The following is a 17,973-nucleotide window of genomic DNA, read 5'->3' on the forward strand; positions in this document are numbered from 1 at the left end:
GCGGCGTGAGGGAGTTCCTACGAAATAGGCTCCCCGCTCCGACGTACCAGGGCCGTGAGCTTTTGCGTCGCGGGACCGATGACGATCGCCGGCACGTGCAACTGGATCCGAGAGCCTTCTCATCCCGTAGACGCGGCCATTGAAGTGGACGGTCCGGCGCTCATGGCGAACCGTTCACTTCTCAGTGGTGGCGTCATACGAAGGGCTGGGGAGGCAGAGATGTTTAGCTCTCCATCGCCTCCAGCTCGACGATCATCCCCTCGATCATGTTCAGGCCGATCTGCCAGAAGGCCGGGTCGGTGGCGTCCAGGCCGAAGGGAGCGAGAAGCTCGCCATAGGGCTTTGCTCCGCCTGCCGAGAGGAGCGCGAAGTAGCGCTCCACGAAGCCCTCTTCAGCCTTGGCGTAGACGCCGTAGAGCGAGTTCACGAGGCAGTCGCCAAACGCATAGGCATAGACGTAAAACGGCGAGTGGATGAAATGCGGGATGTAGGCCCAGAATGGCTCGTATCCAGCGTCGAGAGAGATCGCCGGACCGAAGCTCTCGGCCTGCACCGACATCCAGAGGCGATTGATCTGCTCGGCGGTGAGTTCCCCCTCGGCGCGAGCGAGATGGACCTTGCGCTCGAACAGGTAGAACGCGATCTGGCGCACCACCGTGTTGATCATGTCCTCGACCTTGGCAGCCAGCATCGCCCGGCGCTGAACCGTATCGGTGGTGGCGGCGAGAAGCCGACGGAATGTCAGCATCTCACCGAAGACGCTCGCGGTTTCGGCTAGCGTCAGCGGCGTCGGTGCCATCAGTGCGCCGTTCGGCGAGGCGAGAACCTGATGCACACCGTGGCCAAGTTCGTGCGCCAGGGTCATCACGTCCCGCGGCTTGCCCTGGTAATTGATCAGCACGTAGGGATGAGCCGAAGGAACTGTGGGATGTGCGAAGGCACCCGGAGCCTTGCCCGGCCGCGTCGGCGCATCGATCCAGCGTCGGTCGAAAAAGGTCTTGGCGATATCGGCCATGCGCGGCGAAAACGCGCCGTAGGCATCGAGAACCATGTCCCGCGCCTCGGTCCAGGGGATGGTGCGTTGCTCGACCCGAGGTAGCGGAGCGTTGCGATCCCAGTACGGAAGCGCATCGACCCCGAACCACTTCGCTTTCAGCTTGTAGTACCGGTGCGACAGGCGCGGGTAGGCCGCCTGCACCGCATCGACCAGTGCCGCCACCACCTCGGGTTCTACCCGATTGGAAAGATGCCGGTCATCGGCGACATCCTTGAAGCCGCGCCAGCGGTCCGAGATCTCCTTGTCCTTGGCCAGCGTGTTGGTGATGAGGGCGAAGGTGCGGAGATTTGCGCGGAACACGTCTCCCAGCGCTCCGGCCGCCTCTTTACGGACTGCGCCGTCAGGGTCCTGAAGCTTGTTGAGCGTCGGCTCCAGGGTCAGCATTTCACCCTGAAGCGGGAAGCGCAGAGATGCGATCGTGCCATCGAAGAGCCTGTTCCAGGCGGACCTCCCGGTAACCGACTTCTCGAGGAACAGCTTCTCCGTGCGATCGTCGAGTTGAAACGGTTTCTCGCGGCGCAGATCCTCGATCCAGGGGCGGTAATGCGCGAGGGGACCGTCCGCCATGGCCGCGTCCATCACGGCATCGTCGACCCGATTGACCTCGAGGGCGAAGAAGAGAAGGTGGCCCGAGGCCGTGGTCAGGCGCTCCTGGGTATCGCCATAGAATTTTTGGCGCGCCTCGTCGGTTGTGTCGCCGGAATAGACGAGGCCGGCGAAGGACATCAGGCGGCCGAGCCGATCCTCGATTGCCTCATAAGCCGCGACCGCCTCGGCCAGCCGAGACGATGCGTTCGGGCCAGCTGCGATCGTGGCGATGGTGCCGTCCCAACGCTTCGAAAAACTGCGGCACTCGCCTTCCGCCTTCTCCAGATCGGCGCGGAAGTCGGGAGAGTCGATCCCGGAATAGAGATCGCTCAGGTCCCATTCGGGAAGCGGGCCTAGGTCGAGGGCGAGAGCGGCAGCCCGCGCGACTTGCGTCCCCTCCGATCGTTGGCCGCCTGGCGCCCGGACCGCGCTCGACAGGCTGGCATGAACGACGACTCGACTCGACATGGCGACATTGATCCTGAAGCGGCGTTCTCGCGCCGCTCGCGCTGATATCGAGCTGCAGGCCCCACGATCAACCACGTGAGAGCATTCAGTCGCAGCGAATCTGTGGCTTCGTCTTCCTTAGCCCCCGTCACCGAGTGACGCCGGAGCGCGACCGGAGAAAAAGTCGGATCGTCGTTAAGCGCAGCTTTACGCTCTTCCCTCACCCTACGGATCGAAACGAAACACTGGTGGTCGGGCTGCAGGACATCATCCTGTTGGCGCCTCCCTTTCACAGCACATGGTCGAGGCTTGCCGCATGTCGACAACGATCCTGATCGTCGACGACGATCCCGTTCAGCGCCGGCTCGCCGAAGCGATGGTGCGTCGCCTCGGATTCGATGCGAAGGTGGCCGAGAGCGGCGAGGACGGGTTGGCCGTGCTCCGGTCGGGTGAGTCGATCGACGTGGTCCTCCTCGATCTCGTGATGCCGGGTGGCCTCGACGGTCTCGCCGTCATGGCCGAGATGCGCAAATCCGGTCTCGACACGCCGGTCATCGTCCAGACTTCCAACGGCTCCATCGATGCCGTCGTCACCGCCATGCGGGCGGGTGCCACGGACTTCGTGGTCAAGCCGGCCGGCGCGGAACGTCTTCAGGTCTCGATCAAGAACGCTCTCAAGGTCGATCAACTGGAAGAGGAAGTCCGCCGCATGCGCCGGCGTGCCTCAGGTTCGCTCACCTTCAAGGATCTGTCCTCTCGAAGCCCCGATATGGAGCGCGTGATTCGGTTGGCCGAGCGCTCGGCCAAATCCAACATTCCCGTGCTCATCGAGGGCGAATCCGGCGTCGGCAAAGAGGTGCTGGCCCGTGCGATCCAGGGATCGGGAGATCGGCGCGGCAAAGCCTTCGTTACGGTCAATTGCGGGGCGATTCCCGACAATCTCGTGGAATCCACCTTGTTCGGCCACGAGAAAGGCGCCTTCACCGGTGCCACCGAGCGCCATATCGGGAAATTCGTCGAAGCGTCCGGTGGCACGCTCTTCCTCGACGAGATCGGCGAACTGCCCCTCGACGCCCAAGTGAAGCTTCTGCGTGCATTGCAGGAAGGCGAGGTCGATCCGGTGGGCGCCAAGCGCAGCGTGCGCGTCGATATCCGGCTGATCTCGGCTACGAACCGCTCGCTTCTCGATCTCGTCAAGCAGGGACGCTTCCGCGAGGACCTGTATTACCGCCTCAACGTTTTCCCGATGACCTTGCCGCCGCTTAGGGCGCGTCGTGAGGATATCCCGGATCTGGTGCGCTCGTTCTGCGCGCGCTTCGCTGCCGAAGAAGGCAAGCGCGTCCGCGCGATCACGCCGGAGGCGATGGCACTGCTCAGCCGCTATGGCTGGCCCGGCAACGTTCGCCAGCTCGAAAACGCCCTGTTCCGCGCCGTCGTGCTCGCCGATTGCGATGAACTCACCATCGCCGAGTTCCCGCAGATCGCGGCGCAGGTCGAGGGTTTCGACGTCCGCATCCCTGCCGCTCCGAGCCAGCCCATGGTCCATGCCGGCATCCCGGAGCCGGTGCGCGAGATCGTCCGCGTCGAAGTCCGTGACCCCCATGCCATGACCCTCGTCACCGAGGAGACCGGCGAAATGAAGCCGATGGATGCGCTGGAGGCGGAAATCATCCGTTTCGCCCTGCAATTCTACCGCGGGCGCATGTCCGAAGTGTCGAGACGCCTCGGGATCGGTCGGTCGACCCTCTATCGAAAGCTCAAGGATCTCGGTCTCGACGGCGACGATAAGGGCGAAGAAGCCGCCGCCTGAAACGCTCAACGTGCTTCGGCTTGGCCCAAGGTCGATGTCGTTGGGATGTGCGTCAAGGCACGGCGTTTCGGGCTGTCGGCCCAACGCGAGACTTCACTGTTGCCGGCACGCCGTTGCAAGCGGCTGCGCTTGCAGCGATTGTTGGTTCTCATGAAACGGCCGGTACGGTCGTTCCCTAGGAGTTGCATCATGGGCGCTTCGCGCTCCGCTTCCGTCGCTCTGGCCGCCCTGATGGCTGGTTGCGTCGGTTATGCGGCCAGAGCCGAGCCCCGGCTCGATCCAAGCACGCCCGTGGTGCAGAGTGCCCCGGCACCATCGTTGATGGCCGAACCGGCGCAAGCCGACACTGTCGCGACCGGTGCGATCTCCGCGACGGCACAGCCACCGTCCGACCCGGAGAAATCGGCTGCCGCGAATGTGGCCGCTCAGGCACCATCGAGCCCTGCCGATGCTCCAAACGATGAGCCCAAAAGCGCGGAGGGCGTCGCTCCCGCCGGGCAGGCCATTCCCGACGCCGCCGCTGCGGCGGCTGCCGTTCCTGTTCCGACCGATCCTATGGGCGCGGCACTGGCTGCCCGTCTCGCCGATCCGGCCCCTCTGCTGGCTCGCCTCACCACCAAGGACCGGGAGGCGATGCAGGCCTTCTACGGGCTCGGTGCGTTCAAGCCGGTCTGGATCGCCGACGGCGCCTTCACTCCGGCGGCCAAGGCTGCCGCGTCCCGTCTCGCACTCGCAGCGGAGGACGGCCTGAACGTCCAGGCTTATCCGGTGCCTGTCATCGGCACGCAGGGGGTAACCGAGGCCCAGGCCGCCGAGATCGAACTGAAGCTCTCGGCTGCCATCGTGCTCTATGCCAAGGATGCACGTGGCGGGCGCATCAACCTGCCGGCGGTGTCGCGGTTGATCACGCCTACCCTCGACATTCCGGGTGCGGATGCAGTTCTGACGCGCATCGCCAGCGCTGGTCCGCAAGCCGGCGCCGTGCTGAAGAGCTACAATCCTGCGCAGGCCGGCTACCTTGCCCTCAAGGCTAGGCTCGCCAACTTGCGTGATCTTTCGAGCGCGCCCGTCGCAGGGGCGCCCATGACGATTTCGACAGGCCCTGTGCTGAAGGTCGGCATGCACGACCCTCGGGTCCCGGCGCTACGCAGCCATTTCGGCCTGCCGACACGCACTGCCGGCACCCTCGATACCGCATCGGGTGAGCCGGACGCCTATGACGGTGACGTGGCCGCTGCCGTGGCGAAGTTCCAGCGAGGCCGTGGATTGCCGGCCACCGGCACCCTCACTCTGCAGACCGTGGCGGCCCTCGGCCGGCATGAGCCGACCGCGCGTATCGGCGACGAGGAATCCACCATCCTCGTCAACATGGAGCGTTGGCGTTGGCTGCCCTCCGATCTCGGCCGCGATTACGTGATGGTCAACATCCCGGAATTCCGCCTGCGGGTGATTCGTAACGGGACACAGCGCGATGAGACCCGCGTCATCGTGGGTAAGACCGAGACACCGACACCGATCTTTTCGGGGATGATGGAATACGCTGTCGTCAATCCGTCGTGGAACGTGCCTCCCTCGATCCTGAAGAACGAATTCCTGCCCGCTCTCGCTCGCGACCCGAACTACGCGGCGCGGCGCGGCTACGAGGTCGTCTATCGCAACGGCAACATCTCGGTGCGCCAGCCACCCGGCGAGCGAAATGCGCTCGGTTTCATCAAGTTCCTGTTCCCCAACAATCATGCCGTCTACCTCCACGACACGCCCAACCGCTCGCTGTTCTCCGCCTCCCAGCGGGCGATGAGCCATGGCTGCGTGCGCGTGGACGACCCCTTCCGCTTCGCCGATTCGGTTCTGCCCGAGGCGTGGTCGAGCGATCGGCTCAAGAAGCTCATCGGCAAGGGTGAGCGGACGATTCGTCTCCCCGAGAAATTGCCGGTTCACTTGGCCTATTTCACGCTCGCGGCAGACGATTATGGTTCCTTGCGCACGCATGCGGATCTCTATGGCTACGATGCGCGCATGAAGATTGCGCTCGGCCTGGCGCCCGGCAGCCTGCTCGTTGCCAAGGCACCCGCGAAGGCACCATCCAAGGTGGTGACAAGGAGCCAGGTGCCGAGCGCTGCCGCGGCTCCGTCGGAGATCCGCAGGGCAGCGTCTCGCCCCAGCCTCCCCGGTGCCGCACCGGCGAGGCCGGCCAGCGCTCCGGCTGCCCGGTCCGCCGAAGCGGCGAGCGCCGATCCATGGGCGCCGAGGCCGGCTCCGGTCTCGCGTGGTTGGTGGTAGCGCTCATCTTCGTGTCGCGTGAATGTCACACGTGCGGAATGTGTGACATCGCTCTTGCTGAGGGCTTCCTCACACGGCGAGCCGGCACGATTTCGCCACGGTTGAGACTTAGCCGTTTTGGCAATCGGCGAATGGCTGAGGATCCGATAACCTTACGTTTACGGTTTTCGGTAACCTTGCGTTCACCATGATCCGCTCGACAACGCGCGGTCTGGCAGAGGTGAGGACGATCGTGGGCATTCCGCTGCGAGACGAGGCCGCGCCGGCCGACCGTAATGCCCCTTTCGTATCCCGCCTTCGCACCTGCTTTCGCGGCATCCTGTCCCGCCCCAGGCTGCGCCGCTCGATGGTTGTCATATCGGGAATTGCCCTGGCGCTCGGCGCGGGGACGCGCGGCACACAGGATGCGATCGCCAACGGCGATACCCGCACTCTCTCGATCTACCATACGCATACGAAGGAGAGCGCCACGATCACGTTCAAGCGTGACGGGCGCTACGACCGGGCGGCGCTGGACCAGCTGAACTGGATGCTGCGCGACTGGCGTATGGATGAGCCGACCAAGATGGACCCGCGCCTGTTCGACACGGTGTGGGAGGCCTACCGCTCGGTCGGCTCGCAGGAGCCCATCAACGTGGTCTCGGCCTATCGCTCTCCGGGCACCAACGCCATGCTGCGCCGACGTTCACGCGCGGTGGCCGAGTTCAGCCAGCACATGCTTGGCAAGGCGATGGACTTCTACCTGCCGGACGTCTCCATCGACCAGATCCGTGCCATCGGCATGCGGATGCAGAGGGGCGGCGTCGGCTGGTATCCTCATGCCGGCTCGCCGTTCATCCATCTCGACGTCGGCTCCGTCCGGTCCTGGCCGCGGATGAGCCACGATCAACTCGCCCGCCTGTTCCCGGACGGCAAGACCGTCCACCTGCCCGCCGATAACCGCCCCCTCCCCGGCTACGAACTCGCCCGCGCCGAAGTGCTCGCCCGCGGCGGCACCGTGCTCGGCGTGACCCAGGTCGCGATGATGGACGAGGATGACGGCCCGAGCATCAAGGGCTTCTTCGCCAACCTCTTCGGTGGCGGTGCGAAGGCGCCCGCGGCTCAGGCCGAAGCGCCGGCTCCGGTCCGCACGAAGTCCACGGTTCTCGTCGCCAGCGCCGATCCCGACGACCAGACCGGGGCGCGTGAAGCCCTGGCCTATGCCGCTCCGGCCGCGTCCGATGCCCTCAAGGGTGCCCTCCTGCGCCGCGACGGACGCGATGCGCAGAGCCTCCTCACTCAGGAGGTCGCCAAGCCCGACACCGCTGCCGCCGCTGAAGCGAGCCAGATCGATGTGCCGTTGCCGCCGCGCCGGCCATCGGAATTCGCTGCTGTCGCCGCAGCCCTGACCATGCCGTTGCCGCCGCCGCGCCCCGCGATCCAGGTGGCGAGCCTCGCTCCCACGGGTATGGCCGCGACGCCCGCCGTCGTCGCTCCCGCCCGCTTTGCCCGGCCGATCCCGGCCGATTCCGACGCCCGCACGCAATTGCGCGCTCTGTTCGAGGTCGCCGCCGCCGAGACCGCGCCGGCAAGCCGTGCATCTCCGGTTCACCTCTCGTCGACCCGCGCCCGGACGGAGGCCGCTCCCGCCGGCCTCGTCGCCCAGGCCGAGAGCGGCGTGCGCAGCCGCTTCTCCGCTCGCAGCCCCGGCGACGACCTCACCGCCGCCCGTTTCACCGGTTCGGCCACCCGCGCTGTGGCGGGACGCTGAAACTCCTCCGGCTCGCAGCCACATTCGCCGAGATGGACGAGGAGTTGCGCGGACAGCGATGGGATCGTCCTGAGACGATCCCGATCCGGACCTGATCCCGGACTTGACGCGCGTCCCGCCCCGCGACAGGAAAGCGGAACGGCAATGGATTCTGCCGGGCGCAAAGCCGAACCGCCATAAGGGCTGATGATTCCTACCCTTTTGCCACGCAGCAAGACGGTGGAACCATGCCTGTCTCTCTCCGACCTTGGATCGCCAGACTGCGACATGCGGCCATGGTCCGTGTGGCCTGGGCCGTCGCGTTCCTCCGCTGGGGATTGATCCTCATGCCGATGGCGGCCGTGATCGGCTCGCTCTGCGCGGCCTTCCTCTGGAGCCTCGACGTCGCGACGAACGCCCGTTTCGCACATCCCTGGCTGCTGTTCCTGCTGCCGGTCGGCGGCTTCGCCATCGGGCTGCTCTACCACCGCGTCGGGCGCAGCGTTGAGGCCGGCAACAATCTCATCGTCGACCAGATCCACGAGCCCGGCGGAGGCGTGCCCCTGCGCATGGCGCCGCTGATCTTTCTCGGCACCGTGGTGACCCATCTCTTCGGTGGGTCTGCCGGTCGCGAAGGCACGGCGGTGCAACTCGGCGGCAGCCTTGCGAGCGCCGTTGGCAAGGTCGCCGGCCTCGATCCGGCGGGCACCCGCATCGTGCTGATGGCGGGCGTGGCAGCGGGGTTCGGTGCCGTGTTCGGCACGCCCATCGCCGGGGCTGTCTTCGCCCTCGAAGTCCTTGCAATCGGCCGAGTCGAATATGCCGCGTTGATCCCTTGCCTGCTGGCGGCCGTGGTCGGCGATTGGGCCTGCCAGGTCTGGGGCATCCACCATTCGCTCTTCCGGATCGCCTATCTGGCGGATGTGAGCGGTCCCATCGCTCTCGATCCGATCCTGCTCGCGAAGGCGGCGGTCGCCGGGATCGCCTTTGGACTGGCGGCGCTCGTCTTCTCCGAAGCCAACCATCTCCTCGGCGGATGGCTGAAGCGGCTGATCCCCTACGGCCCCTTGCGCCCGGTCCTCGGCGGGCTGGCGGTGATCGCCCTCGTCTATGCGCTCGGAACCCGCGACTATCTCGGCCTCGGCGTCACGGCGCCGGATGCGGGAGCGTTGAGCATCGCGAGCTTCTTCGGGCCCGAGGTCCATCCCTGGTCCTGGGCCTGGAAGATCCTGTTCACCGTCGTCACCCTGGCTTCGGGCTTCAAGGGCGGCGAGGTCACGCCGCTCTTCTTCATCGGTGCCGCCCTCGGCAATGCGTTGGGCGGGCTGATGGGGGCGCCCCTCGACCTGATGGCGGCTCTTGGCTTCGTGGCGGTGTTCGCAGGGGCGGCCAACACGCCGCTGGCCTGTACGCTGATGGGAATCGAGCTGTTCGGGGCGACGCACGGCGTCGCCATGGCGATCGCCTGCTTTGCCGCCTATGCCTGTTCGGGCCATCACGGCATCTACCTGTCGCAGCGCATCGCCGTCTCGAAGGGCGGCACCGTCGCGCTCGGTTCCACCCTGCGCGAGGCGCGCACCCGGCGTTGAAGCGGCGGGAGGCGGCCACGCACCTCCCGCCCGATCGTCACTTCTTGTCGTGGCTGTGGCCGTGGGCGTGGCCATCCTTGTCGGAATGCAGCGGCTTCCCGTCACGTCCGACCTCCTTGGATTCCTGCACGCGCGGGTCGTCGCGATGGGCCGGGCCACCCGACACGGTCCCGGTGTTCGGGACCGAGACCGAGGGGTTGCTGGCGTTGCCGTGCCCGTCGACGGCCAGGGCCGGAATCGCGAGGCCGAAGAGGATGCCGGTGGCGGCGAGGCTGCGCGCGAAGCGTGTCATGGTCGGTGTCTCCGTGGTTGCGCGGCTGCTCCGCCGCGTCGATCCAGGAGATGGAAAAGCCGTTTGACGCCCGCGCGCCGCCTTCGTGACGAAGTGTGTCAGGTGAGCCCTGAGCCTACACGCGCGGCAGGATCAGCTCGGCCCGCAACCCGCCCTCGGCCCGGTTCGTCAGGGTGAGACTGCCGCCCTCGGCCTGGATCGCGCGCCGGGCGATGGTGAGGCCCAGACCGATGCCGCCGGTATGACGATTGCGTGAGGCCTCCAGGCGCGTGAACGGCGCGAACGCGCTCTCCACCTCCTCGGGCGCAATACCGGGGCCGTCATCCTCGATCCTCAGGACGATCGCGTCCTCGCCGACTTCCAGGATCATGGCGGCTCGTTCGCCGTAGCGCACGGCATTATCGACGAGGTTCTCCAGCGCCCGCCGCAGGGCGACGGGTCGAATCTCCGACAGCGCCCTGCCGGGGCCGTCATACGTCACGGGCCGGCCGGCATCGGCGGCGGCATTGCCGACGCTCATCGCGAGACTCGCCACGTTGGTGATCCGGCGTGGCTCCGGGTCCGTATCGCCGCGCAGATAAGCCAGCGTGGAGTCGATCATGGCCTGCATCTCGTCGAGATCGCCGGACATGGCCTGTCCCTCGTTGGCGTCGGCCAGGCGCTCGATGCGCAGGCGCAGCCGGGCGATGGGCGTGCGCAGATCGTGGGAGACGGCCGCGAGTGCCTGAGTCCGCTCGGAGACCAGTCCGTGGATGCGGTGCTGCATGGCATTGAGCGCGCGGGCGATTCCGCGCGTTTCATCCGGGCCCGCCTCGGGCACGGCGACCACGGGGCCGTTGCCGATCGCTTCCGTGGCTCGGGTGAGGCTGCGCAAGGGCTTGGCGATCCGATGCACCAGCAGCACGGCGGCGAGGCCGACGAGGATCGCCACCGCCGTCGAGACGAAAGCCCAGGCCCCCAGGCGGGCGAGGTTCGGAGCATGGGCGGAACGGAAGGTCAGCGTGCCGCCATCCGGCAGCGAGAGCGTCCCGCTCAGATCCTGCGCGTGCAGCGCATCCTCCCCCTCGCCCATGGCGAGGACGAGCCCGGGGCCGAGGCTCGGCTGGAGGGCGAGGATGCGGGACCGGAGCGACCAGAGGACGGGATCGTCAAGTTCCCGCGGGCGGATCGGAGGGGCCTTCGACCACCCGATCTCGAAATGCGGCGAGGACAATGCCCTCGCCTCCGTGTCGCGCTCCACCACCGGCCGCCGGATCAGGCCTTCCTGCGCAAGAGCGAGCTGAGTGGCGATCTGCTGTGCGAAGGCCTCGTCGGAGGCCGCGACCGCCGATTGGCGATAGAGCAGCAATGCCCCGGCATGGACGATCACGATGGCCACGAGCAGCACGGCCATGGTGCGCGCTTCGAGGCTGTGCACGAAGGCGAGCAGGCGCCTCACGTCCGCTCGACCGTCGCGCTGAAGATGTAGCCGGAGCCACGGACCGTCTTGATGATCGCGGTGTGGCCGTCCGGCGGCTCCAGCTTTCGCCGAAGTCGGCTGACCAGGGTGTCGACGCTGCGGTCCGAGGGCGAGCCGAGGCGGGCGCGGGACAGTTCCAGGATCTGCTCGCGGCCGAGGACGCGGTTCGGATGGTCGAGGAACACTTGGAGCAGGTCGTATTCCGCCCCGGACAGGTCGACGCCCGCGCCCTCGGGGTCGCGGAGCGAGCGGCTGCGCAGGTCGAGACGCCAGCCGTCGAAAGCCACGCTCTCGCTCCGGGACGCGTCCGGCGCGGTCGCGGCGATGGCGGAGCGTCGGAGAACCGCGCGGATCCGGGCGAGCAGTTCGGGCCGGCCGAACGGCTTGGCCACGTAATCGTCCGCCCCGAATTCGAGGCCGAGCACGCGATCCGCCTCCTCGTTGCGGGCGCTGACCATGATGACCGGAACCGTGCTCTTCGCGCGCAGGCTCCGCAGGAGATCGATGCCGGAGGCGCCGGGCAGCATCACGTCGAGGAGGACGAGATCGATGCCGCCCTCCGGCAGCAGCCGCCACATCTCCCCGCCGTGGCGGCAACCGGTGACGCGGTAGCCGTTCTCCCGCAGCAGGCGGGTGACGAGCATCCGCATGCCGTCGTCATCCTCAACGAGGAGGATGTGAGCCGTGCCGGCCAGCGAGGGCGTGTCGAGGAGCTGGGGCATCGTCGCTATCGCCCTGCCCTATGCTCGAAAGGATGGGCCGGCACGCCGCGCGCGGCGGCCTACACCATACCGAGGGCCTGCATGTAGAGCTCGAGGATGGCCTCTTCCTCCTGGCGCTCGGCATGGTCCTTCTTGCGCAGGGAGATGATCTTGCGCAGGGCCTTCACGTCGAAGCCGGTGCCCTTGGCCTCGGCATAGACGTCCTTGATGTCGCCGGCGAGGCCGGCCTTCTCCTCCTCCAGGCGCTCGATGCGCTCGATGAAGCTCTTGAGCTGGTCGGCGGCAACCGAGGAGGCATCGACGGCGGGTGCGGCGGAAGCGGCCATGAGCGTCTCAATTCCTGATCTGGCGCGCATCGTGACGGATGCGCCGGAGGGGCTGGTTAAGCGATCACGCTTACCGGAAGCTTAGTGCGGCTCGGCTGCCGACTTCGAGAAGCGCGCCTGTTGCTCGGGCGTGGCCTCGGCCTGGTTGAGCCGCTTCCACTCCTCATAGGGCATTCCGTAGACGCGCTCGCGGCTCTCGTCCTTGCTGAGGCCGAGCCCGCGTTCGTCGGCGGCGTCCTTCATCCAGTTCGACAGGCAGTTGCGGCAGAAGCCGGCCATGTTCATCAGGTCGATATTCTGCACGTCGGCTCGCGTCTGGAGATGCGCCACGAGGCGGCGGAACACCGCGGCTTCCAGTTCCGTCCGGGTGGCGGGGTCGATCTCGGTCATGATGCAATCCTCATCGATGGGCGCGCGGCGGGCCGTCGCCATCGCTTTCGTCGAGGATACACCATCGCTCCCGTGCGGTCCCGCGTTCAGGCGGGCGGCCATGGTCCGAGGGTCAGCGACAGTCGCCGCAGGCAGGCGGCGATCGTCGCATCCGTGCCGGCATGGTCGGCTTTCGCGAGGGTCGCTTTCCTCCAGCCTGCGATGTCGGCGTCGCGCTGGCGCTCATAGGCGGCGGAATCCCAGGTGGCGCGCAGGTCGATGCCCGCCCGCGAAAGACTCTTCGTCAGTCGGGCGGGGTCGAGGACGCAGATCGCGCGGACGCGATCGTGCCGGCCCGTCGCGTCGAGGCCGTAGATCTCACCCCGCACGGCATCGATATAGGTGAGCGAGCGTGAGCGCGGCCGCAGCGCGCCCGCCGCCACCCGCTTGAAGCGTCTGCGGTTGATGACGACGATGTCGGCATCGAGCCGACCGAGAAGTTGTAGCCCATGCAGGGCGGAGCCTTCGGCGAAGACCAGACGGTCGGCACGCCTGTAGACGTCGAGCTGCTCCTGGAGAGCCAGCGATTCGGGATGGACGATCTTGGCGCCGATGCCTGCGAGGGCCTCCTCCAGGTAGCGCTCGCCGCCGATCTCGCCGATCAGATTGCTCTGCGGTGAGGGATTGTCGCCGCGCAGGCGCGAGCGCGAGACGTAGACGAGGGGATATCGGTCGGCGTCGACCGTTCTGCCCGTGATCCGGTCGAGGAGGTCGAGGTAGCGCCCCGACGTCCGCAGGCTTCCGCGTCGCTCGCCCTGTGGGAAGACGTGGAGTTCGCGCACCAGAGCCGGCTCGCGCAGGAGGATCACCCGGCTGCGGTCGATGCCGAAATGATCGAGCAGATCCCAGAAATAGGACGGCGGCCGTCGCTTCGATCGCGTGTTGAGGGAGAAGAGCAGCGGCTGCGTCGGATCGGCGGCGCCAGAGGCGGCGAGCCGAGTACCGAAATCGGCGACGGCATGGCCGAAATGGTGGATGATCGGGCCGCACCAGGTCGCCGTCGCGATGGTCGTCGTCGGTGGATCGCTGCAGCGGGGCCGCCTGTCGCGCGGCAGCGGGACGAGGCCCTTGCTGTATCTCGCCCGCACCTGCAGCGGATAGTACGGCCAGACCGGGCCGCCGGTGAACATGCTGTCCTTGTGGATCGATTCCGTCGGCATGACGACCACGTCCCGGAACGTCTGCCGCTGCGCGAGAAGCTCGAGCCTCCACCCGGTATCCGTGGCGAGCCGGTCCGATGGGTTGGGAGACATCGGCGCTCACTGTCGTCCTGTTTCCGGGAGGCCCGAATCGTCCAATCCCGGCCCTCCGCAATACCGTACTGGTGGATCAAAGCCGATGTGCCTGTCCATTCGGCGACGTCGGAACGATGGCTCTGTTTCCCGCCCATCACGGCCCGCCCCGACGGCTCGGCAGGGGCCGTCCAGACCGCATCGCGGCACCCCGAGCAAGCGGGTGCCATACCGCACGACGTTCCGGAGAGAGCAGGCCTACATCGGGACTACACAAGAACTCACGGCCCACCGCCCACTGACGGAGACCGCGAAAACAGATAGGACCGTGTCATGAATACCCGTCTTTCTTCTGCCGTTGCTGCTGTCGTCCTGAGCGTTGGCGCCGTTGCTTCGCCTGCTCTTGCTCAGAGCTACAATGCCCCCGCCGGCATCTCGGCCTATGCCGCTCCCGGCAATGCCGGTCGACAGGTTGTCGCCGATGACGAACTGACCACCGGGTCCGTCGTCAGCCGCCGCGGCACCGATTCCGCCCGGGAAGGCAATGCCGAGCAGAACAGCTTCCCGGTCTGGCAGTACGGCCGCACCTCGGGCGGCCCGCGCTAAACACCGTCTCGGACGTCACGAACGAAAGCGGCGGGGCGAGAGCCCCGCCGCTTTCGTTCGTGCGTGGGGGGAGGTCGTATCGCCCCTTCGCTTTCGCTTGGATCAGCCGGCTTCCGGCATCAACGGCCGAAGGAGCTTGGCAAAGCGCGCCGCCCATTCGATCTGGCCCGGCTCCAGGGCGATGAGGTCCTGCCGGATCTCGACGAGGGCGTTGGGCAGGCCGCGCGCGATGGCGTGGCGATCGATCGTGTCGCCGGGCAGGCCGCCACCATACGGTTCGTTGTCGCCCACCGTCAGCCCGGCCGGGTCGGCGCGCAGGCCCGCGATGAGGGGGGCGCTCATGCGGTCGTCCCCGTCCCACAGGATGCCCACGTGCCAGGGCCGCATGGCGCCTCGCCAGGACGCCGTGAAACTGTGCATGGTGACGATGGAGGGCGGCACCTCCGCCGCCATGCCTTGCGCGACGGCCGCGTTCACCGCCTCGTCGAAGGGCGCATAGAAGCGGCGGATGCGCTCGTCCTTGCCGGCCTCGTCGATACGGGCATTGCCCGGCACCACGGCGCCGTCCGAAAGGCGCATGACCAGCGTCGGGTCCTCGCGTCCCCGGTTGGGATCGATGATGAGGCGCGAGAACCGGGTGAGGATGGCCGGCGCGCCGAGATGCGCGGCGAGGCGCCGGGTCACTTCGGCGGCGCCGATATCGTAGGCGATGTGGCGCGCGAATTCCCGCTCCGGCACCCCGAGCTGGTCGAGATCGTCCGGGACGTGATTCGAGGCATGCTCGCAGATCAGCAGGATTCCGGAGGCGGGATCGCCGGGAATCGTCTCGACGGGATGCGGCGGCAACATGAGGCGGGCACGGTCCTTCTGGGCCGGATCGGGAGGAGATCCCCGGTCGGCGGGCAGGAAACACGCCGCCGGTGGCGTCATCGCACGCTTGCCGAGGCGGCGGGGCTCGGGCACAGCACGTATAGGCGATCGCGCCGCCACGGCAACAATCCGGCGGACAAGCAATCCGGCCCGCGCGATCGGACCTTGATGAGACACGGACACGCCATGACCGCGCCTTCACACGCCTCGCCCGCCCCCTCCCCTTCGTCCCACGATGCCGCTCGCGGCCTGCTTCTCGGCTTCCTCGACGAAGCGATCGCCGCCGCGCATCCGTCCCGCTGCCTCGTGCCGCACCTGCCCGCGCCGGGGAAAGGCCGCTTGATCATCCTCGGCGCCGGCAAGGCCGGCGGCAGCATGGCCGCGGTCGCGAGCCGGTTCTACCGGGAGCAGCACGGCGTCGACGAGAGCCGCATCGTCGGCCTCGCGGTGGCCCGCCACGGCTACGGCGAGGAAGCCCCGATGATCCGCATGGTCGAGGCCGGGCACCCGGTGCCGGACCAGGCCGGCATCGACGCTACCATCGACGCCCTGAAGATCGCGGCCGATGCCGGCCCGGAGGACGACGTGCTGGTGCTGCTGTCGGGCGGCGGGTCCGCCAACTGGATCGCGCCCGCCGGCGACCTCACCCTCGGCGAGAAGCAGGCGATCACCAAGGCGCTGCTGCGCTCCGGTGCGCCGATCAACGAGATCAACGCGGTGCGCAAGCACCTCTCCCGGATCAAGGGCGGCCGCCTCGCCATGATGGCCCGCAACGCCCGCTCGATCCTGACCCTGGCCATCTCCGATGTGCCGCATGACGACCCGGCGGTGATCGCCTCCGGCCCCACCGTGCCCGATCCCTCGACCCTGGCCGATGCCCGCGCCATCTGCGAGCGCCGCGGCATTCCCCTGCCGGAGACCGCCAAGGCGCTGTTGAACGACCCGGCCAACGAGACGCCGAAGGCGGGCGATCCCGCCTTTGCCCGCGCCGAATACCGCATCATCGCCCGGCCCATCGACGCCCTGGACGCCGCCGCCGAAGCGGCACGGCGCGCCGGCTACGAGGTCGTGATGCTCGGCCCCGACGTCGAAGGCGAGGCCCGCGAGGTCGCGGCGGAGCACGCGAGCCTCGCCAAGGAGATGAAGGCGGCCGGCCGCAAGGTGGCGATCATCTCGGGCGGCGAACTCACCGTCACCATCGTCGGCGAGGGCCATGGCGGTCCCAACCAGGAATACGCCCTCGCCCTCGCTCTCGGCCTCGGCGGCGAGCCCGGCATCCTCGGCATCGCCGCCGATACCGACGGCACCGATGGCGGGCGCGGCGAGGCCACCGACCCGGCCGGCGGTCTGGTCGATCCGACGACGCTGGAGCGCGCCCGCGCCGCTGGCCTCGATCCGGCTGCCATGCTGGCGGACAATGATTCGACGAAGTTCTTCGCCACGATCGGCGATCTCGTCCAGCCGGGTCCCACGCGCACCAATGTCAACGATTGCCGCATCATCCTCGTCGGTTGAGGGCGTGAACCGCGCACCGATCCCCTTCCCCGCATTGGGGAGGGGGGCCTTCGCCGCCGCGCTCGCCCTGTTCTGTCTGGCCGCCTCGCCCGCCCGCGCCGATCTGCGGATGTGCAACCAGACCGCCAGCAAGGTCGGCATCGCGCTCGGATATCGCGATACGCAGGGCTGGGTGACGGAGGGCTGGTGGGACGTGGCGCCCAAGGGCTGCGAGACCCTGCTGCGCGGGGCGCTGACGGCGCGGTTCTACTACGTGTTCGCGGTGGATTACACGCGCGGCGGCGAGTGGAACGGCCGCTCGCTGATGTGCACCAAGGATGCCGAATTCACGATCCGCGGCGTCGAGGATTGCCTCGCCCGCGGCTTCGACCGCAACGGGTTCTACGAGGTCGATACCGGCGAGCAGAAGAGCTGGACGATCCAGCTCACCGACCCGAGCCAGCCCGTCGCGCCGTCGCCTTGAGGCCACGGGCTGCGGTAGCGTGCTCCACGACCGGGGAACGGCCGATTCCGTGAGGCACGCCACCGGATCCGGGACAAGTCCGTGACCGGCCTGCCGTCATGAGGACCGAAAACGACGAACCGGGACTGATCGAGCATCCGGCCCCGCCCCGGCCGATGATTCCGAGCTGAAGATCACTCGCGGGTTCTTGGCTCGACGAGCGCCGTATTTCAGTCGCAAGACGAGGCCGCGATACGCCATGCCGTCTTCGACTGTGTTTCGAAAGGGTTCAAATCTTGAGAATCACGACTCGTTGGCAGAGGTAGGATTGGCTTTCCTGCTGTCGATCCGAGCCTTGCGACGACCAGCTTTGCGAGCTTCAATACGAGCGTCGCGCTTCTTCTGCGATTTCTCTGAACGATGAGCGGAATGTTGCTCGTCCATTGATTTCTCTCCTGTCTGATCTTGATCAAGACCGGGCTGGAAATCCGGCCTCGCATTGGCGGGACTACATCAGGGATCCCCGGCATGTAAACCCCAAGGCCTTCCCCGAGAAAGGGTTTTACGATTTCGAGGGCCT

At 67.4% G+C, this 17,973-nt stretch carries 15 protein-coding genes and 1 riboswitch; of the genes, 7 read left to right on the plus strand and 8 right to left on the minus strand.

Going from position 1 to position 17,973, the window contains the following annotated elements; all coding sequences use genetic code 11:
- Positions 1-223: 223 nt before the first annotated feature.
- On the minus strand, positions 224-2,113 hold the full coding sequence (locus A3OK_RS0108955) for a M3 family oligoendopeptidase (RefSeq protein WP_019904530.1): 1,890 nt from the start codon (positions 2,111-2,113) through the stop codon (positions 224-226).
- A 295-nt stretch (positions 2,114-2,408) separates the two neighbouring features.
- Here A3OK_RS0108955 and A3OK_RS0108960 point away from each other — a divergent pair, with 295 nt between their 5' ends.
- From A3OK_RS0108960 to A3OK_RS0108975, 4 genes are all read left to right on the plus strand, one after another.
- A complete protein-coding gene (locus A3OK_RS0108960) occupies positions 2,409-3,902 on the plus strand; it encodes a sigma-54 dependent transcriptional regulator (protein ID WP_026597063.1) in 1,494 nt (497 codons plus the stop codon).
- 189 nt (positions 3,903-4,091) lie between these two features.
- Positions 4,092-6,182, plus strand: a complete 2,091-nt coding sequence (locus A3OK_RS22595) for a L,D-transpeptidase family protein (protein ID WP_036302211.1) — start codon at positions 4,092-4,094, stop codon at positions 6,180-6,182.
- Positions 6,183-6,528: 346 nt separating this feature from the next.
- A complete protein-coding gene (locus tag A3OK_RS0108970; RefSeq protein ID WP_245259333.1) occupies positions 6,529-7,932 on the plus strand; it encodes a DUF882 domain-containing protein in 1,404 nt (467 codons plus the stop codon).
- A 131-nt stretch (positions 7,933-8,063) separates the two neighbouring features.
- Positions 8,064-8,135, plus strand: a riboswitch (Fluoride riboswitch).
- Positions 8,136-8,207: 72 nt separating this feature from the next.
- Positions 8,208-9,500, plus strand: a complete 1,293-nt coding sequence (locus A3OK_RS0108975; protein ID WP_019904534.1) for a voltage-gated chloride channel family protein — start codon at positions 8,208-8,210, stop codon at positions 9,498-9,500.
- 37 nt (positions 9,501-9,537) lie between these two features.
- Here A3OK_RS0108975 and A3OK_RS0108980 read toward each other — a convergent pair whose 3' ends face one another.
- From A3OK_RS0108980 to A3OK_RS0109005, 6 genes are all read right to left on the minus strand, one after another.
- Positions 9,538-9,792 carry a hypothetical protein gene (locus A3OK_RS0108980; protein ID WP_019904535.1) on the minus strand — a complete coding sequence of 85 codons (255 nt, stop codon included), beginning with the start codon at positions 9,790-9,792 and terminating at the stop codon, positions 9,538-9,540.
- 115 nt (positions 9,793-9,907) lie between these two features.
- Positions 9,908-11,230 carry an ATP-binding protein gene (locus tag A3OK_RS0108985; RefSeq protein WP_019904536.1) on the minus strand — a complete coding sequence of 441 codons (1,323 nt, stop codon included), beginning with the start codon at positions 11,228-11,230 and terminating at the stop codon, positions 9,908-9,910.
- Positions 11,227-11,973 carry a response regulator transcription factor gene (locus A3OK_RS0108990; RefSeq protein ID WP_019904537.1) on the minus strand — a complete coding sequence of 249 codons (747 nt, stop codon included), beginning with the start codon at positions 11,971-11,973 and terminating at the stop codon, positions 11,227-11,229. Before A3OK_RS0108990 ends, A3OK_RS0108985 begins: the two co-directional genes overlap by 4 nt.
- A gap of 59 nt (positions 11,974-12,032) precedes the next feature.
- Positions 12,033-12,299, minus strand: coding sequence for a DUF2312 domain-containing protein (locus tag A3OK_RS0108995; protein ID WP_018044356.1), 267 nt, complete (start codon positions 12,297-12,299; stop codon positions 12,033-12,035).
- Between the two features lie 81 nt (positions 12,300-12,380).
- Positions 12,381-12,689 carry a DUF1244 domain-containing protein gene (locus A3OK_RS0109000; RefSeq protein WP_026597065.1) on the minus strand — a complete coding sequence of 103 codons (309 nt, stop codon included), beginning with the start codon at positions 12,687-12,689 and terminating at the stop codon, positions 12,381-12,383.
- An 86-nt stretch (positions 12,690-12,775) separates the two neighbouring features.
- On the minus strand, positions 12,776-13,981 hold the full coding sequence (locus tag A3OK_RS0109005; protein WP_019904539.1) for a glycosyltransferase 61 family protein: 1,206 nt from the start codon (positions 13,979-13,981) through the stop codon (positions 12,776-12,778).
- 312 nt (positions 13,982-14,293) lie between these two features.
- Here A3OK_RS0109005 and A3OK_RS0109010 point away from each other — a divergent pair, with 312 nt between their 5' ends.
- On the plus strand, positions 14,294-14,566 hold the full coding sequence (locus A3OK_RS0109010) for a hypothetical protein (protein WP_019904540.1): 273 nt from the start codon (positions 14,294-14,296) through the stop codon (positions 14,564-14,566).
- Positions 14,567-14,668: 102 nt separating this feature from the next.
- Here the strand turns inward: A3OK_RS0109010 and A3OK_RS0109015 are convergent, their stop codons facing one another.
- Positions 14,669-15,415, minus strand: a complete 747-nt coding sequence (locus A3OK_RS0109015) for an N-formylglutamate amidohydrolase (RefSeq protein WP_026597066.1) — start codon at positions 15,413-15,415, stop codon at positions 14,669-14,671.
- 207 nt (positions 15,416-15,622) lie between these two features.
- Between A3OK_RS0109015 and A3OK_RS0109020 the strand changes: the two genes are divergently transcribed.
- Both A3OK_RS0109020 and A3OK_RS0109025 read left to right on the plus strand, forming a co-directional pair.
- Positions 15,623-16,951: a glycerate kinase gene (locus tag A3OK_RS0109020; RefSeq protein WP_019904542.1), complete on the plus strand. Its 1,329-nt coding sequence runs from the start codon at positions 15,623-15,625 to the stop codon at positions 16,949-16,951.
- Positions 16,952-16,955: 4 nt separating this feature from the next.
- Positions 16,956-17,414: a DUF1036 domain-containing protein gene (locus A3OK_RS0109025; RefSeq protein ID WP_280791121.1), complete on the plus strand. Its 459-nt coding sequence runs from the start codon at positions 16,956-16,958 to the stop codon at positions 17,412-17,414.
- Positions 17,415-17,973: the final 559 nt, after the last annotated feature.

Source organism: Methylobacterium sp. 77, assembly GCF_000372825.1.
Taxonomy (GTDB): Bacteria; Pseudomonadota; Alphaproteobacteria; order Rhizobiales; family Beijerinckiaceae; genus Methylobacterium.